12 protein-coding genes and 1 tRNA gene are annotated in these 16,313 nt (G+C 61.5%); 8 read left to right on the top strand and 5 right to left on the bottom strand.

Annotation, left to right across the window (positions count from 1 at the left end):
• Window positions 1-21: 21 nt before the first annotated feature.
• Together GRAN_RS09540 and GRAN_RS09535 are read left to right on the top strand one after the other, a co-directional pair.
• Window positions 22-1,698 carry a metallopeptidase TldD-related protein gene (locus tag GRAN_RS09540; RefSeq protein ID WP_241654433.1) on the top strand — a complete coding sequence of 559 codons (1,677 nt, stop codon included), beginning with the start codon at window positions 22-24 and terminating at the stop codon, window positions 1,696-1,698.
• 78 nt (window positions 1,699-1,776) lie between these two features.
• Complete coding sequence (locus GRAN_RS09535) at window positions 1,777-2,898, top strand: esterase/lipase family protein (RefSeq protein WP_241654492.1); 1,122 nt, start codon at window positions 1,777-1,779, stop codon at window positions 2,896-2,898.
• A 160-nt stretch (window positions 2,899-3,058) separates the two neighbouring features.
• Here GRAN_RS09535 and GRAN_RS25465 read toward each other — a convergent pair whose 3' ends face one another.
• The 3 genes from GRAN_RS25465 to bcsA form a co-directional block, all read right to left on the bottom strand.
• The gene (locus tag GRAN_RS25465) at window positions 3,059-3,235 is read right to left on the bottom strand and encodes a hypothetical protein (protein ID WP_161570913.1); all 177 of its coding nucleotides are present in this window, start codon (window positions 3,233-3,235) and stop codon (window positions 3,059-3,061) included.
• A 16-nt stretch (window positions 3,236-3,251) separates the two neighbouring features.
• A complete protein-coding gene (dacB, locus tag GRAN_RS09530) occupies window positions 3,252-4,913 on the bottom strand; it encodes a D-alanyl-D-alanine carboxypeptidase/D-alanyl-D-alanine endopeptidase (protein WP_128912648.1) in 1,662 nt (553 codons plus the stop codon).
• A gap of 124 nt (window positions 4,914-5,037) precedes the next feature.
• The gene (gene bcsA / locus GRAN_RS09525; protein WP_128912647.1) at window positions 5,038-9,489 is read right to left on the bottom strand and encodes a UDP-forming cellulose synthase catalytic subunit; all 4,452 of its coding nucleotides are present in this window, start codon (window positions 9,487-9,489) and stop codon (window positions 5,038-5,040) included.
• 386 nt (window positions 9,490-9,875) lie between these two features.
• Here bcsA and GRAN_RS09520 point away from each other — a divergent pair, with 386 nt between their 5' ends.
• Complete coding sequence (locus GRAN_RS09520; RefSeq protein ID WP_161570912.1) at window positions 9,876-11,933, top strand: EAL domain-containing protein; 2,058 nt, start codon at window positions 9,876-9,878, stop codon at window positions 11,931-11,933.
• Window positions 11,934-11,952: 19 nt separating this feature from the next.
• On the opposite strand, the gene GRAN_RS09515 is transcribed toward GRAN_RS09520, so the two are convergent.
• The gene (locus GRAN_RS09515) at window positions 11,953-12,207 is read right to left on the bottom strand and encodes a hypothetical protein (protein ID WP_128912645.1); all 255 of its coding nucleotides are present in this window, start codon (window positions 12,205-12,207) and stop codon (window positions 11,953-11,955) included.
• Window positions 12,208-12,375: 168 nt separating this feature from the next.
• On the opposite strand from GRAN_RS09515, the gene GRAN_RS09510 reads away from it, so the two are divergent.
• The 3 genes from GRAN_RS09510 (at window position 12,376) to GRAN_RS09500 (ending at window position 14,085) form a co-directional block, all read left to right on the top strand.
• A tRNA-Leu gene (locus GRAN_RS09510) sits at window positions 12,376-12,462 on the top strand.
• Between the two features lie 134 nt (window positions 12,463-12,596).
• On the top strand, window positions 12,597-13,400 hold the full coding sequence (trpC, locus tag GRAN_RS09505; protein WP_128912644.1) for an indole-3-glycerol phosphate synthase TrpC: 804 nt from the start codon (window positions 12,597-12,599) through the stop codon (window positions 13,398-13,400).
• Between the two features lies 1 nt (window position 13,401).
• Window positions 13,402-14,085 (top strand): phosphoribosylanthranilate isomerase, encoded by a 684-nt coding sequence (locus tag GRAN_RS09500; protein WP_128912643.1) that lies wholly within the window; start codon window positions 13,402-13,404, stop codon window positions 14,083-14,085.
• Here GRAN_RS09500 and GRAN_RS25460 read toward each other — a convergent pair.
• The gene (locus GRAN_RS25460; RefSeq protein WP_161570911.1) at window positions 14,082-14,246 is read right to left on the bottom strand and encodes a hypothetical protein; all 165 of its coding nucleotides are present in this window, start codon (window positions 14,244-14,246) and stop codon (window positions 14,082-14,084) included. The two genes, GRAN_RS09500 and GRAN_RS25460, sit on opposite strands and share 4 nt — an antisense overlap.
• Window positions 14,247-14,561: 315 nt before the next feature.
• On the opposite strand from GRAN_RS25460, the gene GRAN_RS09490 reads away from it, so the two are divergent.
• A complete protein-coding gene (locus GRAN_RS09490) occupies window positions 14,562-15,164 on the top strand; it encodes a LysR substrate-binding domain-containing protein (RefSeq protein WP_128912642.1) in 603 nt (200 codons plus the stop codon).
• An 84-nt stretch (window positions 15,165-15,248) separates the two neighbouring features.
• Complete coding sequence (locus tag GRAN_RS09485; RefSeq protein WP_128912641.1) at window positions 15,249-16,310, top strand: NAD(P)-dependent alcohol dehydrogenase; 1,062 nt, start codon at window positions 15,249-15,251, stop codon at window positions 16,308-16,310.
• Window positions 16,311-16,313: the final 3 nt, after the last annotated feature.

Here is a 16,313-nt window from a genome sequence, read left to right as displayed (position 1 = left end):
TCTAAGTCGAAGAAATCGCTATTGACTCTCTGGTTGTCATTCCCGAAGGGAATCTGCGTCTCGCCGTTGCTCGTCCTCACCCTCTTGGCTCAACCCAAAACAGCGCACGCCACCCAGCCCCCAAATGACTCCCTCCTCACCGCCATGCAGCAGGAACTCGACCGCGAAAAAGCAGCCCTGATCCTTCCCGGCATGCAGCGTCCCTACTTCATCGAGTACCGCCTCGACGACATCCACACCTTCGAAGCCATCGCCAACTACGGCGCCCTCACCCGCGAAGAAGAGAACCACCAGCGAGTCGTCCGCGTCACGGTCCGTATCGGCTCGTACGACTCCGACTCAAGCTCCAGCCGAGGCGATGGCTCGGTCCAGTTGGCCCCTGAAGACAACTCGAAAGACGCTCCCGCCGCCCTCCGCTACGCCCTGTGGACCGCGACCGACGAAGCCTACAAAAATGCCCTCCGCGCCTACTCCACCAAGCAGGCGACGTTGAAGCACTTCGAATCCAAGCAAACCGAGCAGGACTTCTCCGAGGCCAAGGCCGTCAACGCGATCGAACCACTCGTCTCGCTCGAAATCGATCGCCCCGAGTGGAAGCACCGCATCGTCGAAGCCAGTGGCCTCTTCCTGTCGGATCCCTCTGTTTCGAAAAGCGCCTCCCACATCGACTTCTCGACGGCGAACGTAAGAGGCATCGCCGTCAATCGCTTCCTCGTCAACACCGAGGGCACGACCCTCCGCCACGGCTACTCCGGCTACACCGCGAGCATCTCCGTAGGCACCCAGGCGGAAGACGGCATGCGCCTCTCGCGCGACAACGGCACCACAGCCGCCAAGGCGAGCGAGCTCGAATCCGCCGAAGCCTTCCACAACCGAACCATCGCCGACCTGAAGAGCCTCGAAGAGCTACGCGACGCACCCGTCGTCTCCTCCGAGGACTACCACGGCCCCGTCCTCTTCTCCGGCGACGCCTCCGCCGACGTCATCAACCGCCTCTTCGTCCCCAACATCGAAGCCGACCGCCCGGAGATGGGTACCACCGCCCGCACCCAGGGTGCCTACACCTCCAGCTACAAGTCCCGCGTCCTGCCCGAGATCCTCTCCGTCACCGACGACCCCCTCCAGAAGACCCTCGAAGGCCGCACCCTGCTCGGCGCCTACACCACCGACGACGAGGGCGTCCCCGCCGAACCCGTCGACGTCGTCATCCACGGCAAGCTCACGAACTACCTCATCGGCCGCACTCCCGTCCGCGACTTCGCCTCCTCGAACGGCCATGGACGCGCCGCCCCCGGCCAGCCCGCGCACTCCCGCTCCGGCGTCCTGATCGTCCGCCCGACGCAGGCCGTTCCCGCCGCCGAGATGCAGAGCCGCCTCCTCGCCATGGCCAAGGAGCAGGGCCGCGACGTCTACGAAGTTGAAACCCTCTCCGGCGAACTTGCCCCGCGACTCCTCTACCTCGTTCACGCCAAGGATGGCTCGCGAGAGCTTGTCCGCGGAGCCGTCTTCGACGAACTCGACAACCGCAGCCTACGCTCCGACATCCTCGCTGCCGGCGACGATCCCTACATCGCCAACTCCCTCGGAGCCGTCCCGCAGACTACCATCACGCCATCTCTCCTCTTCGGCGACATCGGCGTCAAGCGTGCCACCGAAGAGCAGCAGAAGCTTCCTTATTACCCCCCGCCCGCGAAGTAACGAAGCCCAAGACAATGCGTCCGTCCCTGTATGCTTGATCACAGGTTCACGATGACGAGACACCACCCCGTGAACAGGATGATCAGGCTCATCCTGTTCCTCCTTCTTCCCTCTGCCGCCTACTCCCAGCCTCAAGCGCTCCGCCCACGCGTCATCGTCTTTGTCCACGGCCTGCACGGAGACCGCGATACCTGGCGCGCCTCGAACCACGCCTACTGGCCGGATATGGTTCGCAGCGACCCACGCTTCGCCTACTCCGACGTCGAAATCGCCGAATACCCCACGCCCGCCTCGAACGGCAAGATGTCCAGCGTGCAATTAGCTGAGATCCTGTGGAACCGCCTGAAGCGGGACCGCGTCTGGGATCATCGCGAGGTCGTCTTCATCGCCCATAGCCTGGGCGGCATCCTCGTCGAAGAGATGCTCCTGCGCCACCCCGCGGAAGGGGCAAAGGTAAAGTTCGTCGTCTCCTACGGAACCCCGCACGAAGGCTCGCGCATCGCTCGTATCGCCTCGCTTTATGACAAGGATCCTCTGCTCAACGACCTGAGCGACGCAGGTGACAACTCCTTCCTCACGCAGCTCGAAACCGAGTGGCGCAGTCACGATACGGTCAACAGCATCCACCGCTTCTGCGCCTACGAGTCGGAAGACACAACAGCCGACGAAGGCATCGCCCGCTATCTCAAGACCCACGCACGCGTCGTCAGCTACTTCAGCGCGACCTACGGATGCGACGTCACCACCCCGCCGCAGGAGATCCACGCCGACCACCTGCACATGGTGAAACCCCTCGATCGCAACGCAAGCGCATACGACTTCTTCCGCCGCGTCTATCGCGACAACCCAGTCCTCGACGAGCAGACCGTTACCCGCGAAACTGTCATCGCAGGCCTCGAAGCTAAGTGCAACGAGAACAACGTGAACACCGACCTTCAGGTCCCCGTGGCCCTCGACGGAGCCTTCCACGAGAAAGTAACCGCCGCGACGGCCGCGCTGATCAACACCGTCGACGTTCGCGAGATCAACCCCAACCCACCCGCTGTCACCCGGATCGATCCGAGCGGTGTCATCCATATCGACTATGGCTTCCGAGGCCCGGGCAAGAAGCTTTTGGTCTGCCTCGGCACCGCCCGCGCATCGCTTGAGGTCGACTACACAGTCTCCCGGCAGGTCCCGCTCCGCGAACCGCAGAACTAAGCGACTGACTCAAGCCGCTCGCGACCTCACCTGCCTGCAGCCTGGCTGCCGCAACGGTGTTCGGCCCAAGCACCGGGATGCTCTTTGTCTCTGCCAAATTGAATTCAGGGTCCACGCTGACAAAGGAGAAGCGAAATCGCCAATAAAGGCTGCCTGTCTTCTACCTCCTACGCCGCCGCAGCAGAAACAGAACAAACAGGATCAGCGCAAGGACCCAGAACCCACGCGGCCAGAGGAACCACCCGCTCCCGTTCGTGCTGACGTACCCACCCGCAACCACGCACCCTGACAGACCACTCACGACCACCATCGCAAGGCAAGCCCGGGCCAACCGCATTCCGGCCTCTGGCCCATCAGTTAGCCGCCGCAATCGCCCCCACAATCCTGTCCATCACCTCCCGGTCTGCCGCAGTTCTCGGAGTATGGCTTCCCACCATCACCGAAAACACCACCGTCTTCCCGCTTGCCCCGATCACATACCCGCTCAATGCCCGCGCCTCTCCGAGAGTCCCCGTCTTCGCGAACACATGATCCTTTAGCGGCTCCTTCGGAAACCGCGCTGCCAGCGATCCATCCTCGCCACCGATCGGAAGAGACTTCTTCCAGTCCTCGAACCAGCGCTGCTTCGATGTCCAGACAAGAAGCTGCGCGACCGCCCGTGGCGTCACGAGATCGTGCCCACTCAAGCCCGATCCGTCAAAGAAGACGAAGTCATCCGGATTGATCGCGACATCCCGCTCGAGTAACTCCCGCACCACCTTCGCCCCTTCAACTCTTGAAGGCGAGCACGTATACCGCCGGCTCACCTGCTGAAGAAACAGCTCCGCATGCAGATTCTGGCTCACCTTGTTCGTCACCACGAGATCGTCTTTGAGCGGAACCGACTGATGCTTCGCCAGAACCCGAACCGAAGGTCCTTGCAGCAGCGGATCAAACTCGCTGCACGCAATCCCCCCCAGAGTTTGGGAGAGCCCAGATCCTTTGTCCCACATCTTCCTCGCTTCGGGCGAAGGATCCGAAGCCTTCAAAAACCCCGCAGCCTCCGTCGGCAGCCGATGCGCTGCGCGCGCCACCCCGGTCACCGTAACTCCCCGCGCCTCGAGCATCCCCTTCAAAGCCATCGCCCCATACTCCGCCGGATCGTGGATTGCGATCTCTTCGTCATCCGCAACGGCGTCGGTAGCAATCGTCCCGTAGATGCGAAGCACCCGCGAACCCACGGCCCGCTCCATCTGCACATGGCTCCCGCTCTTTGCCGCTCCCGTCGTCAGGCCAGAAGCATCGATGGTGTAGTACGCCGGAGCGGCCGGAACCACCTCCACCGAAGGCGCTCCGCCTGCAACGGTACCGGGCCTCACCGTCACCGCAAGCTGGTTGTCGTTGATCGTCAGCGCCGAAACCGGGGCTCCATACCCCCACACCAGGTCATCCACCGCCCAGTCCGCCGCATACGGATCCCAGGGAAAAAGCATGTCGTCTCCCACGACATCCCCCTCCACCGTATTCAGCCCGGTCGCAACCACCTGGTCTGCCATCTCCGCCAGATACCGCAAGGGATCAACCGGAGTGTCACTCGGAACCTTCTTCGGCCGATCCTTCGGAGCCAGGTAGGGAATCGCCCGGCCGGAAAGATTGGCATCGCCATCCCCCACCAGTACAAGGTCGCCCTTCAACGTCGTGTCGCCCGAAAATACCCCGCGCCCCACCACTCGGGTCGTGTACGTTTTCTCCGGGCCAAGCAGTGCCAAAGCCGCGGATGTCGTAAACATCTTGGCATTCGAAGCCGGCTGAAAGTATTGCGCCTCGTTCAGCCCGAAGATCGGCGTCCCATCGAGCGCCGTCACCGCCACGCCCCAGTGCGCCCGCGACACTCCCGGCTCGGCCACCATCGCCCGTATCTGCCGCCCAAGCTCCCCTTCCGCGGGAAACAAAGCCCCCGCCACTTGTCCAAAGGCTGCTGTCTGCCCAAGCAGAAGAGCCGCAAGCACCCCCCATCCCAATCTGTTCTGTCGCATGGGCGCAGTCTAGCACCCAGGCAGAGCCCGAAGAGGCTTGTGCTGAAAAAGTGCAGGTCAAGAAACCAAGTCCAGACCTAACCCATTTCGTTCGAAGACTTTGGACCAAAACAGAGGGAGGGGGTCAGACCTCGGCCGACACCAGGGGTCTGTCGGCAGCCTGTAGCCGGACCGCAGCCACATGTGCAAGATAATCCCGCGTCCAGCTCGCAAGCAAAAGACTGAACGCCGTCACCACGATCAGTAGAACCCAGAAGTACTGTGCCAGCCAGATCCGCATCAGCGCATAGTTCGAGATATTGCCGACGTGATACGCAGGCGTCGCAACCGCATACGACCCGAACCGCTCCCGCCGGAGCAAGCTCACCGTCTGCGAGATGTCGCTCGACTGCGAACGCTCTAGGAACGCATCGGCGAAGTTGTCCACCGCCTCATCGGAGCGCATCGCGACCACGACGATGGACCGTCCCGCGAAGTAGGGCGACTGGATTCCCTCGATCATCGCGTCCGGAACCCCATGCACATTGCTCGGGGTCTCTCCCTGTGCCGCCTCGCCATTGATCTGCTTCCAAATTCCGGCGAACCAGTCGAGCTTGCTCGCGGCCTGCTTCACATGAACACCCTGTCCATCGAGCGTCACCGGCAGCGCCGCATTCAGCGAGCCAAACGCCGGCTGGCTGGTCACATTCCCCAGGATCAGGTAGTCCCTATCGCCTCGCATGACGGCATCCGGCCCCGCGATCTCCGCCCGCAATGCCGGGTATCCCGTCTGCGTCCCAAAATGGCTCATCAGGTATAGCAGGAGCGTGATCTCCTTCGCGCTCGGCGTCGGCGGCATCACCACCGTCGTGTCGGAAAGATCCGCCAGCCGCGTAAATGGGAAGCCTGCATTGGCGAACAATTCCAGGTTCGGCATCGCCGCCCAGTGCGCGAGACCACGGATATCCAGCGCCGAATCCCGCAGGATATCCCCTTCGAGCTCCCTCGCCGGATCCTTGTCATCCCCGCCGGAGGCCCCCTCGACAAAGTCGAAGTTCACCAGCATCGTGTTTGCGAACGGCCGCAGCCTCTCCGTAGGTACGAGCACTGTCCGGCGGTGATCCGCGAAATCTTTTCCCAAAGCCAGCGGAGCCTCATGGATGAGGAAGCCATTGAGATACATCCGCAGCATGGAACCCTCCGCCACCGGCACAGCGTTGTACCGGTAGCTCAGCCTCAGGTTCACGTTCTGCGTCTCGCCGTAATACAAATCCGGAGGCAGACGAAAGTAGATCGGAATCTGTTTTTCCCCGTTCGACTTCATCGCCTCCGCCGAGTTCTCCATCCATAGAGAACGAAGGCCGTTCGTGGAAAGCCAGCGCGGCGCATCATCCGGCTTCCTCACCGCCGGCATGTTGAAGTCCGTAATCCGCAGCGTATCGCCAAGCGGAGGAATCGTCACGCCAGGCTGCGCATGCTGCACTGTCATCAGCGACAGGCTACGCGCCACCGTCAGCACCTGGTCGTCGTTGTCTCCCGCCAGTACCAGAGCGCTTCCCGCCGGGTCGGACGGATTGGGCTTGATATTTAACGTACCCGCACCTGCCGATACCTCCAGCCCCGCCGGAAGCTCCGACGTCTTGTTCGCGAAGACGATTACGTTGCCGCGCGGCGCGCTACCGATCGAAACGGAGAAGTGGACCGGCTTCGAACTGGCCAGAATCCCAAGCCAGGACGCGATCACCCCCGCCGCCTGGAGCGTCTTCGGCGTCGGAGGACCAAGAAAAACAAAGGGAATCGTCGTCGTGGTCTGCAGGTCGCCGTCGAATAGGGGAAGCGGAAGCAGGCTGAGATCCCTGCGCACCGCGACCTGGTCGCCCTGCACCAGCACCGTCGAACTCGCCCCGATGTTAGCCAGCACGATCGACTTCGCCGTCGACTCAAGCTGGAGGATCGTGCCTCCCGCGAATTCGAAGGTCACATCATTGTTCCGGATCAGGAGTTCCGCCGGAATCGGGAAGGTCACAAACCCGTACTCGCCATCCCGCTGCGGGTGCTCCGGCGCCGGGATCTGACCAATCGCCGTATTGTTCAGCATCACCTTGATCAACCCGGCGTGGGGCAGGATCGAAGAGCTGAAGTGATACGTCAGGTTCAACTGGCCCCGCTTTGGGATCCGGCTGTTCGGGAGCACAAACCCGACCGAGTAGTAGGAATGCGGGCCGTGCATTTCGATCGAGCTTTGCACGCCCATGTCCTTCAGCGTGATCCTGTCCGTCGCCGTATCCTCGGTCAGCGATGCGATCTCTGGAGGCGGCGTTCCAGCAGCTTGCGTCGCCGCAGTTGCTGTCTGCGGTTGCACCAGCTTCGCAGCGCCCGGAATCTGTGCAACAACGCTTGAGGCCGTCAGCACCCAGAAGAGTACAAGAGCGGAAACAGTGGCAGCCGCCCTGGAGGCAACCACGGGCGTCGTCTTCTTACGCGGCAGAAGACCACGGATTACCTGGTGGAAACCCGTGAACGAGAGCCGGATAATCCGAGCGAGACTCAGCAACGGACGATCCTCTTCCCTATTCCCACGAGACGCCAGCCACGCATCCGCACGGGAGTAGAGTGCCCGCGTGAGAATCTCCTGTTCTTCCAGAGGCAGCCTCTCAAACTTCACTCGCAGGTTGCCGCCATACTTCCCGACAACGACCCCGCTGACCTCCGCGTCCGCAGTCTGCATCGGAAAGGAGACGCGTAGTTCCGTTCCGGCCGCCAGCACCGTCTTTCCCGCGATCTTGACCGATGCGCCTCCGACCGAGATGTCGCTTGTGATGCCCTCGGCCTCAACGCCCTCGCTGGTCCGAAGCCGTACCTGAATCTTCGCGGAGATCCGCACAGACACGCGCCTCTGCTGCTGTTCATTCGCAACGGCCGCCGCGACTCCGAGGATCACCATGTTGAACAGGATCCAGAACAGGTTGCTCAAGACGGTGCCTGGATGCGTCGGGTCCGTCACAAACATCCGGTACGGAACCGCCAGCACGCCGATAAAGTTGAACAGGAGCAGCCAAGCCGTCGGCGCGGCGATCCTGCGATCGAACTGTGTTTCTTCGAGCGTGCTGTCCTTGTCCGTCACGTTGAACTTGCCGAGCTTCGGATTCACCAGCGCAAGCAGCGTCGGAAGCAGGATGTAAGGCGCGAGCACCGTCTCATAGATCTCGTTCCAGAACGAGTGCCGGTGCATCCCCTGGACGCGCGAGTTCGTCAGCCCCGAGATCACGAGGTGCGGTACTGCGTACGCCAGAATCGCCACCCAGTACCCCGGAATGATCGTCCTTCCGAAGATCATGTAGGCCAGAGGCGCGCACAGGAACACGAGACGCGGAACCGAGTAGAGAAAATGCAGCATCGAGTTGAAGTAGCAGAGCCTCTGCGTGAACTTCATTCCCTTCGCCAGCATTGGATTGTCGGTCCGAAAGATCTGGACCATGCCGCGCGCCCAGCGGATGCGCTGTCCGACGTGCGCGGAGAGCGACCCCGTCGCGAGCCCTGCCGCCTGCGGAAGGTTGATGTACGCCGTGTCCCAGCCACGCTTCTGCATTCGCAGCGAGGTGTGTGCGTCCTCGGTCACCGTCTCCGTCGCAATGCCACCGACCTCGTTCAGAGCCTCGCGCCGGATGACGGCACAAGATCCGCAGAAGAACGTGGCGTTCCAGAGGTCGTTTCCGTCCTGGATCACGCCGTAGAACAGTTCGCCTTCGTTTGGAATCGTCTTGTACTTCAGCAGATTTCGTTCGAAGGGGTCGGGGGAGTAGAAGAAGTGCGGCGTCTGTAGCATCGCCAGCTTCTTATCCGCCATGAACCATCCCACGGTGACCTGGAGGAAGCTCCGGGTGGGCACGTGATCGCAATCGAAGATCGTCACCAGCGGCGACTCCATCCGCGTCAGCGCATGATTGATGTTCCCCGCCTTCGCATGATTGTGCTTCTCCCGCGTGATGTAGCCGATGTCTGCCTCTTCGCAGAACGCCTTGAAATCCTCGCGCGTGCCATCGTCCAGGACGTAGACATGCAGCTTCTCGGGGGGATAGTCGATGTTGATCGCCGCCAGGGCCGTGTAGCGAACCAGCGAAAGCGGTTCATTGTAAGTCGGGATCAGGACATCTACGTCCGGCCACTGGCTCTCGTCGGGAGGCAGGGGGATAGGCTTTCGCTTCAGCGGTGCGCTCGTCTGCACATAGCCGAGCAGCATGATCAGGATCGTGTACGCCTCGGTAGACAACAGGATCAGCATCAGCACCGCGTTCACACTGATCTTCTGGTTGGTCTCATCCGAGAAGTAGTCGAGGATCATGTGCACCCGCCACCAGCCATACCGCAGCGTCGCGACGAGGGAACACAGCATCAGCGCGATGGTTACGCTATGTGACGATTTCGAGGTGCGGTTCAAGACCAGCGCTACCAGCACGCTGATCCCACCCAGCACGATCTGTTTCGGGTAACTAAGGTAAAGGCTGACCAACTGAAAGAGGAGAAAGAGACAGACACACGTCGCCGCCAGCCGGAAGGCCCGCACAGGAAGGCTCTGGGTTTCGAGGTAGCTTGTCACACTATCTACTTTCCTCTCGTTTTGAGGGATGTCAATAACACGAAGGGGCACTTAGGAGACCGCGAGGCGCAGTCAGGAGCAGAATGGGAATGAAATCTCATTCCATGAGCAGTGCCCTTTCCAGAGCCCTTTGCCTTCCTAAAGCCATGGAAAGCGCCTACGCCACGAAACTTGCGTTACCATAGTCGTAAACTTGGGTGCGTTTTTGAAACCAGGTCGTAATCGGTGGGTCACCAGCAGAGCAGGAAGGTTACGTTGATCGATTCGGTCTATTCAGAACCAATGTTTTGCAGCGACCCAGGGCCCGCAGCATGAACGGACCCTCAGAGTTGCTCCTCGGGCCGGCACCTCAAGAGCCGGCCGCCTCTCGTCTGGAACTGCAAGGGGTGTCCCTGCTCCTCGATGCCATTCAGGACTACGGCATCGTCACCCTCGACCTCAAGGGCATGATCCTGACCTGGAACACCGGGGCGGAGCGATGCTCGGGGTTCCGCCGGGAAGAGATGGTTGGCAGGCACTTTCGGTATTTCTTTCCGGAAGAACATGTCTTCGCGACCCCCAACCAGCCTCTTGATATCGCGTCCTCGACCGGCCGCTTTGAAACTCTATGCTGGCAGCGCCGCCGGGATGACTCTCGCTTCTGGGCGCGGTTTACCCTTACACCCATCCGCCTCGGGCCGGAGATCGCTGCATTTGCCGGCGTCACGCGCGACCTTTCGGACCGGCTTACGCGCGACGAGGCTCTTGACCGCGCCGAGGCGCGCCTGCAGGATGAGCGCGACCGCCTCCGGGTCACTCTCCGATCCATCGGAGACGGAGTCATCTCGATCGACGCCTCCGGAAACGTCCTCTTCCTCAACCCCGTAGCCGAAGCCATGACCGGGTGGAACCTTGAAGATGCTTTCGGCCGGCCCGCCGCGAAAATCTTCCACCTCGGGAAGACCGAAGACGGCCTTCCCCAACAACATCCTGTCGAAGCATGCCTTTCCACGGGTACGGTGCAGCACATCCGCGAAGGTTCCAGCATGCTCTCTCGCAATGGCCACATGTGGGCTATCGAGGATTCCGTCTCACCGATCTTTGACCGCAAAGGGGTGATCAATGGCGCCGTCCTCGTCTTCCAGGACGTCACCCACATGCGCCAGGTGCAGACCGAACTTCGCCACCAGATGCTCCACGATGCCCTCACCGGGCTCCCCAACCGCAAACAGCTCGAAATCAGCCTCCGGGATGCCATCAGCGACGCGGAGAACCGCAGCGTGGAGCACGCGCTCTCCTTCCTCGACCTCGACCGCTTCAAGATCATCAATGACACCGCCGGACACGCCGTCGGCGATCTCTTTCTACGCTCCGTTACCAACGCTATCCGCCGCTGCCTGCGGGACTCAGACCTCGTCGCACGACTTGGTGGCGACGAGTTTGCCATTCTCCTCTTCGACTGCAAGCTCGACGAGGCCAACGCTCTCCTGAAACGCGTCGCAGAGTGCATCGCCAGGATCCAGTTCCGCTGGGAAGGCCATGTCTACCAGAGCACCGTCAGCATCGGCGTCGCCACGATCAACGCCAACACAGGGTCCGCAAGCCACGTCATGAAACAGGCGGACGTCGCCTGCTACTCCGCCAAGCGCGCCGGCCGCAACCGGGTCACCCTCTATTGTCCGGGCCAGGCAGGCGGAGACGAAAACCACCGCGAACTCCACATGGCTGCCGAGATCGGCGAAGCCCTCGCCGGGAATCGCTTCGTCCTCTTCGCCCAGAAGATCCTCCCGCTCGGTCCGGACACCCACACCTACTGCGAGATCCTGCTCCGCATGGTCGATCATGATGGCAGCTTCATCTCACCCAGCGCCTTCATCCCCGCCGCCGAGCGCTACGACCTGATGCTCGAGGTCGACCGTTGGGTCCTGCGCGAGATCCTCGGCCGCCTCGGATCCGAACTCATGCTCCACCCCAACCTGGTGCTCAGCATCAACCTCTCGGCGCACTCCCTCAACGACCCCGGTTTCCTCGCCTTCTTCCTCGACCTTCTGACCCTTTCCGGTGTGCCCAGCTCGCGTCTTATCCTCGAGATCACCGAGACCGCTCTCATCAACAATCTCGCCACCGCGAGCACTGTCGTCGAGCAGCTTCGCCTGCTTGGATGCCGTGTCGCCCTCGACGACTTCGGAGCGGGGCTCAGTTCCTTCAGCTATCTCCGCAGCTTCCGTGTCGACCTCATCAAGATCGAGGGACGCTTCGTCCGGAATATGCTGGAGAATCCGGTCGACCTCACGATCGTGCGCTCCATCAACCAGATCGCACACGAACTCCACACCGTCGCCGAGTTCGTCGAAGATCAAGACACCGCCGACATGCTCAAGACACTGGGAATTGACTTCGGTCAGGGCTACGCCCTTGGGCGACCCGAGCCGATCATGGACCTTCTGAACCGCCCGAACGCTTAGAAACCATCCGAAACCGGAATTAGCGTGGTGTGTGCGCCTTGATATAGGCGCGCAGAGCGAGGTTGATGTCCAGTGCCTTCTGGACCCCGCCATCAAGCATCCGCAGCCAATCCGTGGCGGGTTCCTTCAGCTCCGTCGTCGAGAGCAGGAAACTCGTCTGCACGATGATCTCAAGGGCATTCGACAGGTCATGCGCCAGTTTGCGAATCTCAAGCGCGAGCTCTTCCGGAATCTTTTCCGGCTCGGGGGCGTGCGTAGCTGCGGAATCAGGCATAGGGTGTTTTGTCGATCGCCGTGCGGGATGCTTCTGCTAGGTTGCGCGGTACCTTCCGGTTCCGTCAAGTCGGTGCGTAAACGCTCGTTCAATTGACAGCACGGGCCGCCTTTGTAAGGATGGACATGGCAATGTAACGAGCGGAATGTGCGCCCGTTGCAGTTTCAGGCCGAAATGGCGGAATTGGCAGACGCGCGTGGTTCAGGTCCACGTACTCGCAAGGGTGTGGAGGTTCGAGTCCTCTTTTCGGCACCAAGATCTCGATCTCGAATCGGGATTCCGGGCCATAACAAAATGAAGCAAGCATCTTCTCAGCCCCCGGACGAACCTTCGACGGGGCTGTTGTGCGTTTGGGGATATGTTTCCCGGTAAGACGATAAGGACACGCGATGGCGAACCGACTCGATGAAATCCTGTCCCACTCACTCCTTGCAGCGCTTGCCCGCAAGGAAACAGCCGACATCGCGGCGATGGAGCGGCAGGCGAACGCCCGCACCGCGCGCGGCTTCCGTGCCAACCTGCGGCGAGTCGCCGAGTCCGGACCAGCCGTTATCGCCGAGTGCAAGAAGGCTTCCCCTTCGAAGGGTGTCATCCGTCAGCAGTACGACCCTGCCTCGTTCGCCCGCGCGTTCGAAGCAGGCGGAGCGGCCGCCATCTCCGTCCTCACCGACGAAGAGTTCTTCCAGGGCTCGCTTTCGCACCTTGAGGCAGTCTCCGCCGCCGTCAACATCCCCGTGCTTCGCAAAGACTTCATCGTCGACCCCTTCCAGGTCCTCGAAGCCAAGGCCGCCGGAGCGGACGCGATCCTGTTGATCGTCGCCGCGCATAAGAACGAAGACCTCGTCGAGCTCGCCGCCGAAGCTCACCGTTGGGGCCTCGACATCCTCTGCGAGACCCACGACCGCGAAGAGATCGAGCGCGCCCTCGCCCTCGGCTTCGACACCATCGGCGTCAATAGCCGCAATCTCAAGACGCTCACCGTCGATCCTCAAACCCTCGTCGAGATGGTCAGCTATCTCCCCGAGAACGTCATCCGCGTCGCCGAGAGCGGCATCGCCCACGCCGAAGACATCGAGCGCCTCATGGCCGCGGGATACGACGCCTTCCTCATCGGCGAGACCCTCATGCGCCAACCCGACCCCGGTGCGACCCTCGCTCTCCTGCTCGACCGCCAGTACGTCTCCGAGGTCTAGCATGTGGGTCAAGATCTGCGGCAACACCAGCCTGAAAGACGCCCAGGCCGCCGTCGACCTCGGTGCCGACGCCATCGGCTTCGTCTTCGCTCCAAGCAGCCGGCAAATGACCCCCGAAGCGGTCCGAGTGATCACCGAACGGCTCACCGGCAAACCGGAGTGCTTCGGGGTCTTTCAGACTATGAACTTTGCGGAGATCCGAGACGCCGTGCGTACGGCGGGCCTGACCGGAGTGCAGCTCCACGGGGGCGTATCGATTGACCTGATCGCCGCGCTACGCAAAGAGTTTAGCCCCAGCCTCAGTATCACTCAGACCCTCCACTGGGACATCAATGGAAGTCCTGAAGCTGCAAACCAGCTAAGCCGTCTCGTCCATGATCTCCGCGAGACTGGCCAGGTAAACCGCATCCTGATTGATTCCAAGGTAGGAAAGGCCCTCGGAGGCACAGGAAGGACCTTCGACTGGAACGCAGCACAGCAACTTTTCCGCGACGCTGGAGAGATAGAAATGATTGCGGCTGGAGGTCTGAATCCGGAGAACGTCGGGGAGGCTGTTCAACGCCTGCGACCCTTTGGTGTGGATGTTTCGAGTGGCGTGGAATCCGAACCGGGGAGGAAGGATCCGGAGCGGCTCAGGCTTTTCATCGAACGAGCCCGAGCCGCAGGCGAGAATCCTGCTTCTTAGTGGTGGGGCTGGATATTGTGAACGTGCGGACGCGGGGAGCGGTCATGGAAGAGCGCTGGCCGCATGTGGGCGGTGATTCCGCCAGGATGCGCCTGGGCCATAGCGGCTGCGGGCGCGATCAGGATCATGCTTGCTACTGCGAGTTTTAGAAGATTCTTCATATCGATACTCCGATTGATTCCCTTTACACAGATAAGACGTCCAAGGGTTGCCAGCGGATTCCGAAATATTTTTGCTTGATTTGCCCACCATCATATCCGCGTTTTCTCCTTCGTCAAGGGAGAACGACAATCTTTCCTCCCGCCTTGTTCTCTTCCATGCACCGGTGAGCCTCGACGATCTCGTCCAGCGCGAACGTCCTCCCCACCTGCACATGAAGCGTCCCATCCTCGATCTGCGTTAACAAGTTTCTCAGCGGCGTGCGTACAAAGTCTTCCGCCTCGCCCACGTAACTCGCCAGGCAGACAGCGCTCGGAATCGCCTCTCCTCGCGCCCTCGCCGGAGCCTTCCAGGCCGCCTACCCGAACGTTCGCGTCCAGATCTTCATCACCGAACGCATCGTCGACCAGATTGCCGAGGGTGTCGACCTCGCCTTCCGCGTCGGAGACCTCGAAGACTCCTCGCTCGTAGCCCGCCGCATCCTCACCTACCGCCACCAACTCGTTGCCAGCCCTGCCTACCTCGCAAAACACAAGCCTCCAAAGACTCCCCGCGACCTCCTCAATCACAAGCTGCTCGCCTTCTCCTTCTGGAAGCCCGAAAACCACTGGGTCTTCACCCACGCCAACGGCAAGGACAAAGAGACCCTTACCTTTCAGCCCTGGCTCTCGATCAACGAATACTCCGGCCTCGCCGCGTCCCTCCTCGCCGGGAGCGGCATCGGCGATCTCCCTCCCATCGTCCAGCCGCATCTTCTTCGCGAAGGCCGCCTCGTCGAGGTGATGCCGAAATGGCACTTCCGCACCTTCAACCTCTCGGTCGTGCATCTCGGCAATCGCTACATCCCGCAGTCCGTCCGGGTCTTCAAGGAGTTCGCCACGCAGATGGCGCCAACCCTCTTTCCGTCCCTTCCCGCATGACCCCAAGGACACGATGGCGTGTTTTGCCTAAACTATGGCGCGTTTTGTCAATCAGCGTTCACGCGAACGGTCTAACGTTGACCCATGTACAACGCAAAGGCTTACTCCGCTGCCAGCCCCACCTCGCCGCTTGCCCCCACCACCATCGCCCGCCGCGATGCAACCGAGACCGATGTACAGATGGAGATCCTCTTCTGCGGCATCTGTCACTCTGACCTTCACCAGGCCCGCAACGAGTGGAGCGGCGTGATGCCCACCGTCTACCCCTGCGTTCCCGGCCACGAGATCGTCGGCCGCGTCACCAAGGTCGGCTCCGCCGTTACCAAGTTCAAAGTAGGTGACATCGGCGCCGTGGGCTGCATGGTCGACTCCGACGGAACCTGCCCCGACTGCAAGGAAGGCCTCGAGCAGTTCTGCCCCAACCTCACCCTCACCTACAACTTCCCCGACAAGCACACCGGCGGCGTCACCTACGGCGGCTACTCCGACGGCATCGTCGTCGACCAGCGCTTCGTCCTCAAGGTGCCCGAGAACCTTGACCTTGCCGGAGTGGCTCCGCTTCTCTGCGCCGGAATCACGACCTTCTCCCCGCTCCACCACTGGGGCATCACCAAGGGCAAGAAGGTCGGCGTCGTCGGCCTCGGCGGCCTCGGCCACATGGGAGTGAAGTTCGCCCATGCGCTGGGAGCTCACGTCGTCCTCTTCACCACATCCGCCAGCAAGAAGGATGACGCCCTGCGCCTCGGCGCCGACGAAGTCGTGATCTCGAAGAACGCCGACGAGATGGCCAAGCACACCGGCTCCTTCGATTTCATCCTCGACTGCGTCTCCGCCGACCACGACATCAACGCCTACCTCAACCTCCTGCGCCGCGACGGAAACCTCTGCCTCGTCGGAGCCCCCGAGAAGCCTCTCGCGGTCGCCGCCTTCGCCCTTCTCTTCGGTCGCCGCAGCCTCTCGGGTTCGCCCATCGGCGGAACCGTCGAGACCCAGGAGATGCTCGACTTCTGCGGCAAGCACAACATCACCGCGGATGTTGAAATCGTCCCCGTCCAGAAGATAAACGAAGCCTACGACCGTCTTCTCAAGTCGGACGTGAAATACCGCTTCGTCATCGACATGGCGTCCTTCAAGAGCGAAGCTTAACCC

The sequence above is a fragment of the Granulicella sibirica genome (assembly GCF_004115155.1).
In the GTDB taxonomy this organism is placed as follows: Bacteria; Acidobacteriota; Terriglobia; order Terriglobales; family Acidobacteriaceae; genus Edaphobacter; species Edaphobacter sibiricus.
This window is presented reverse-complemented; position numbering and strand designations above follow the sequence as displayed.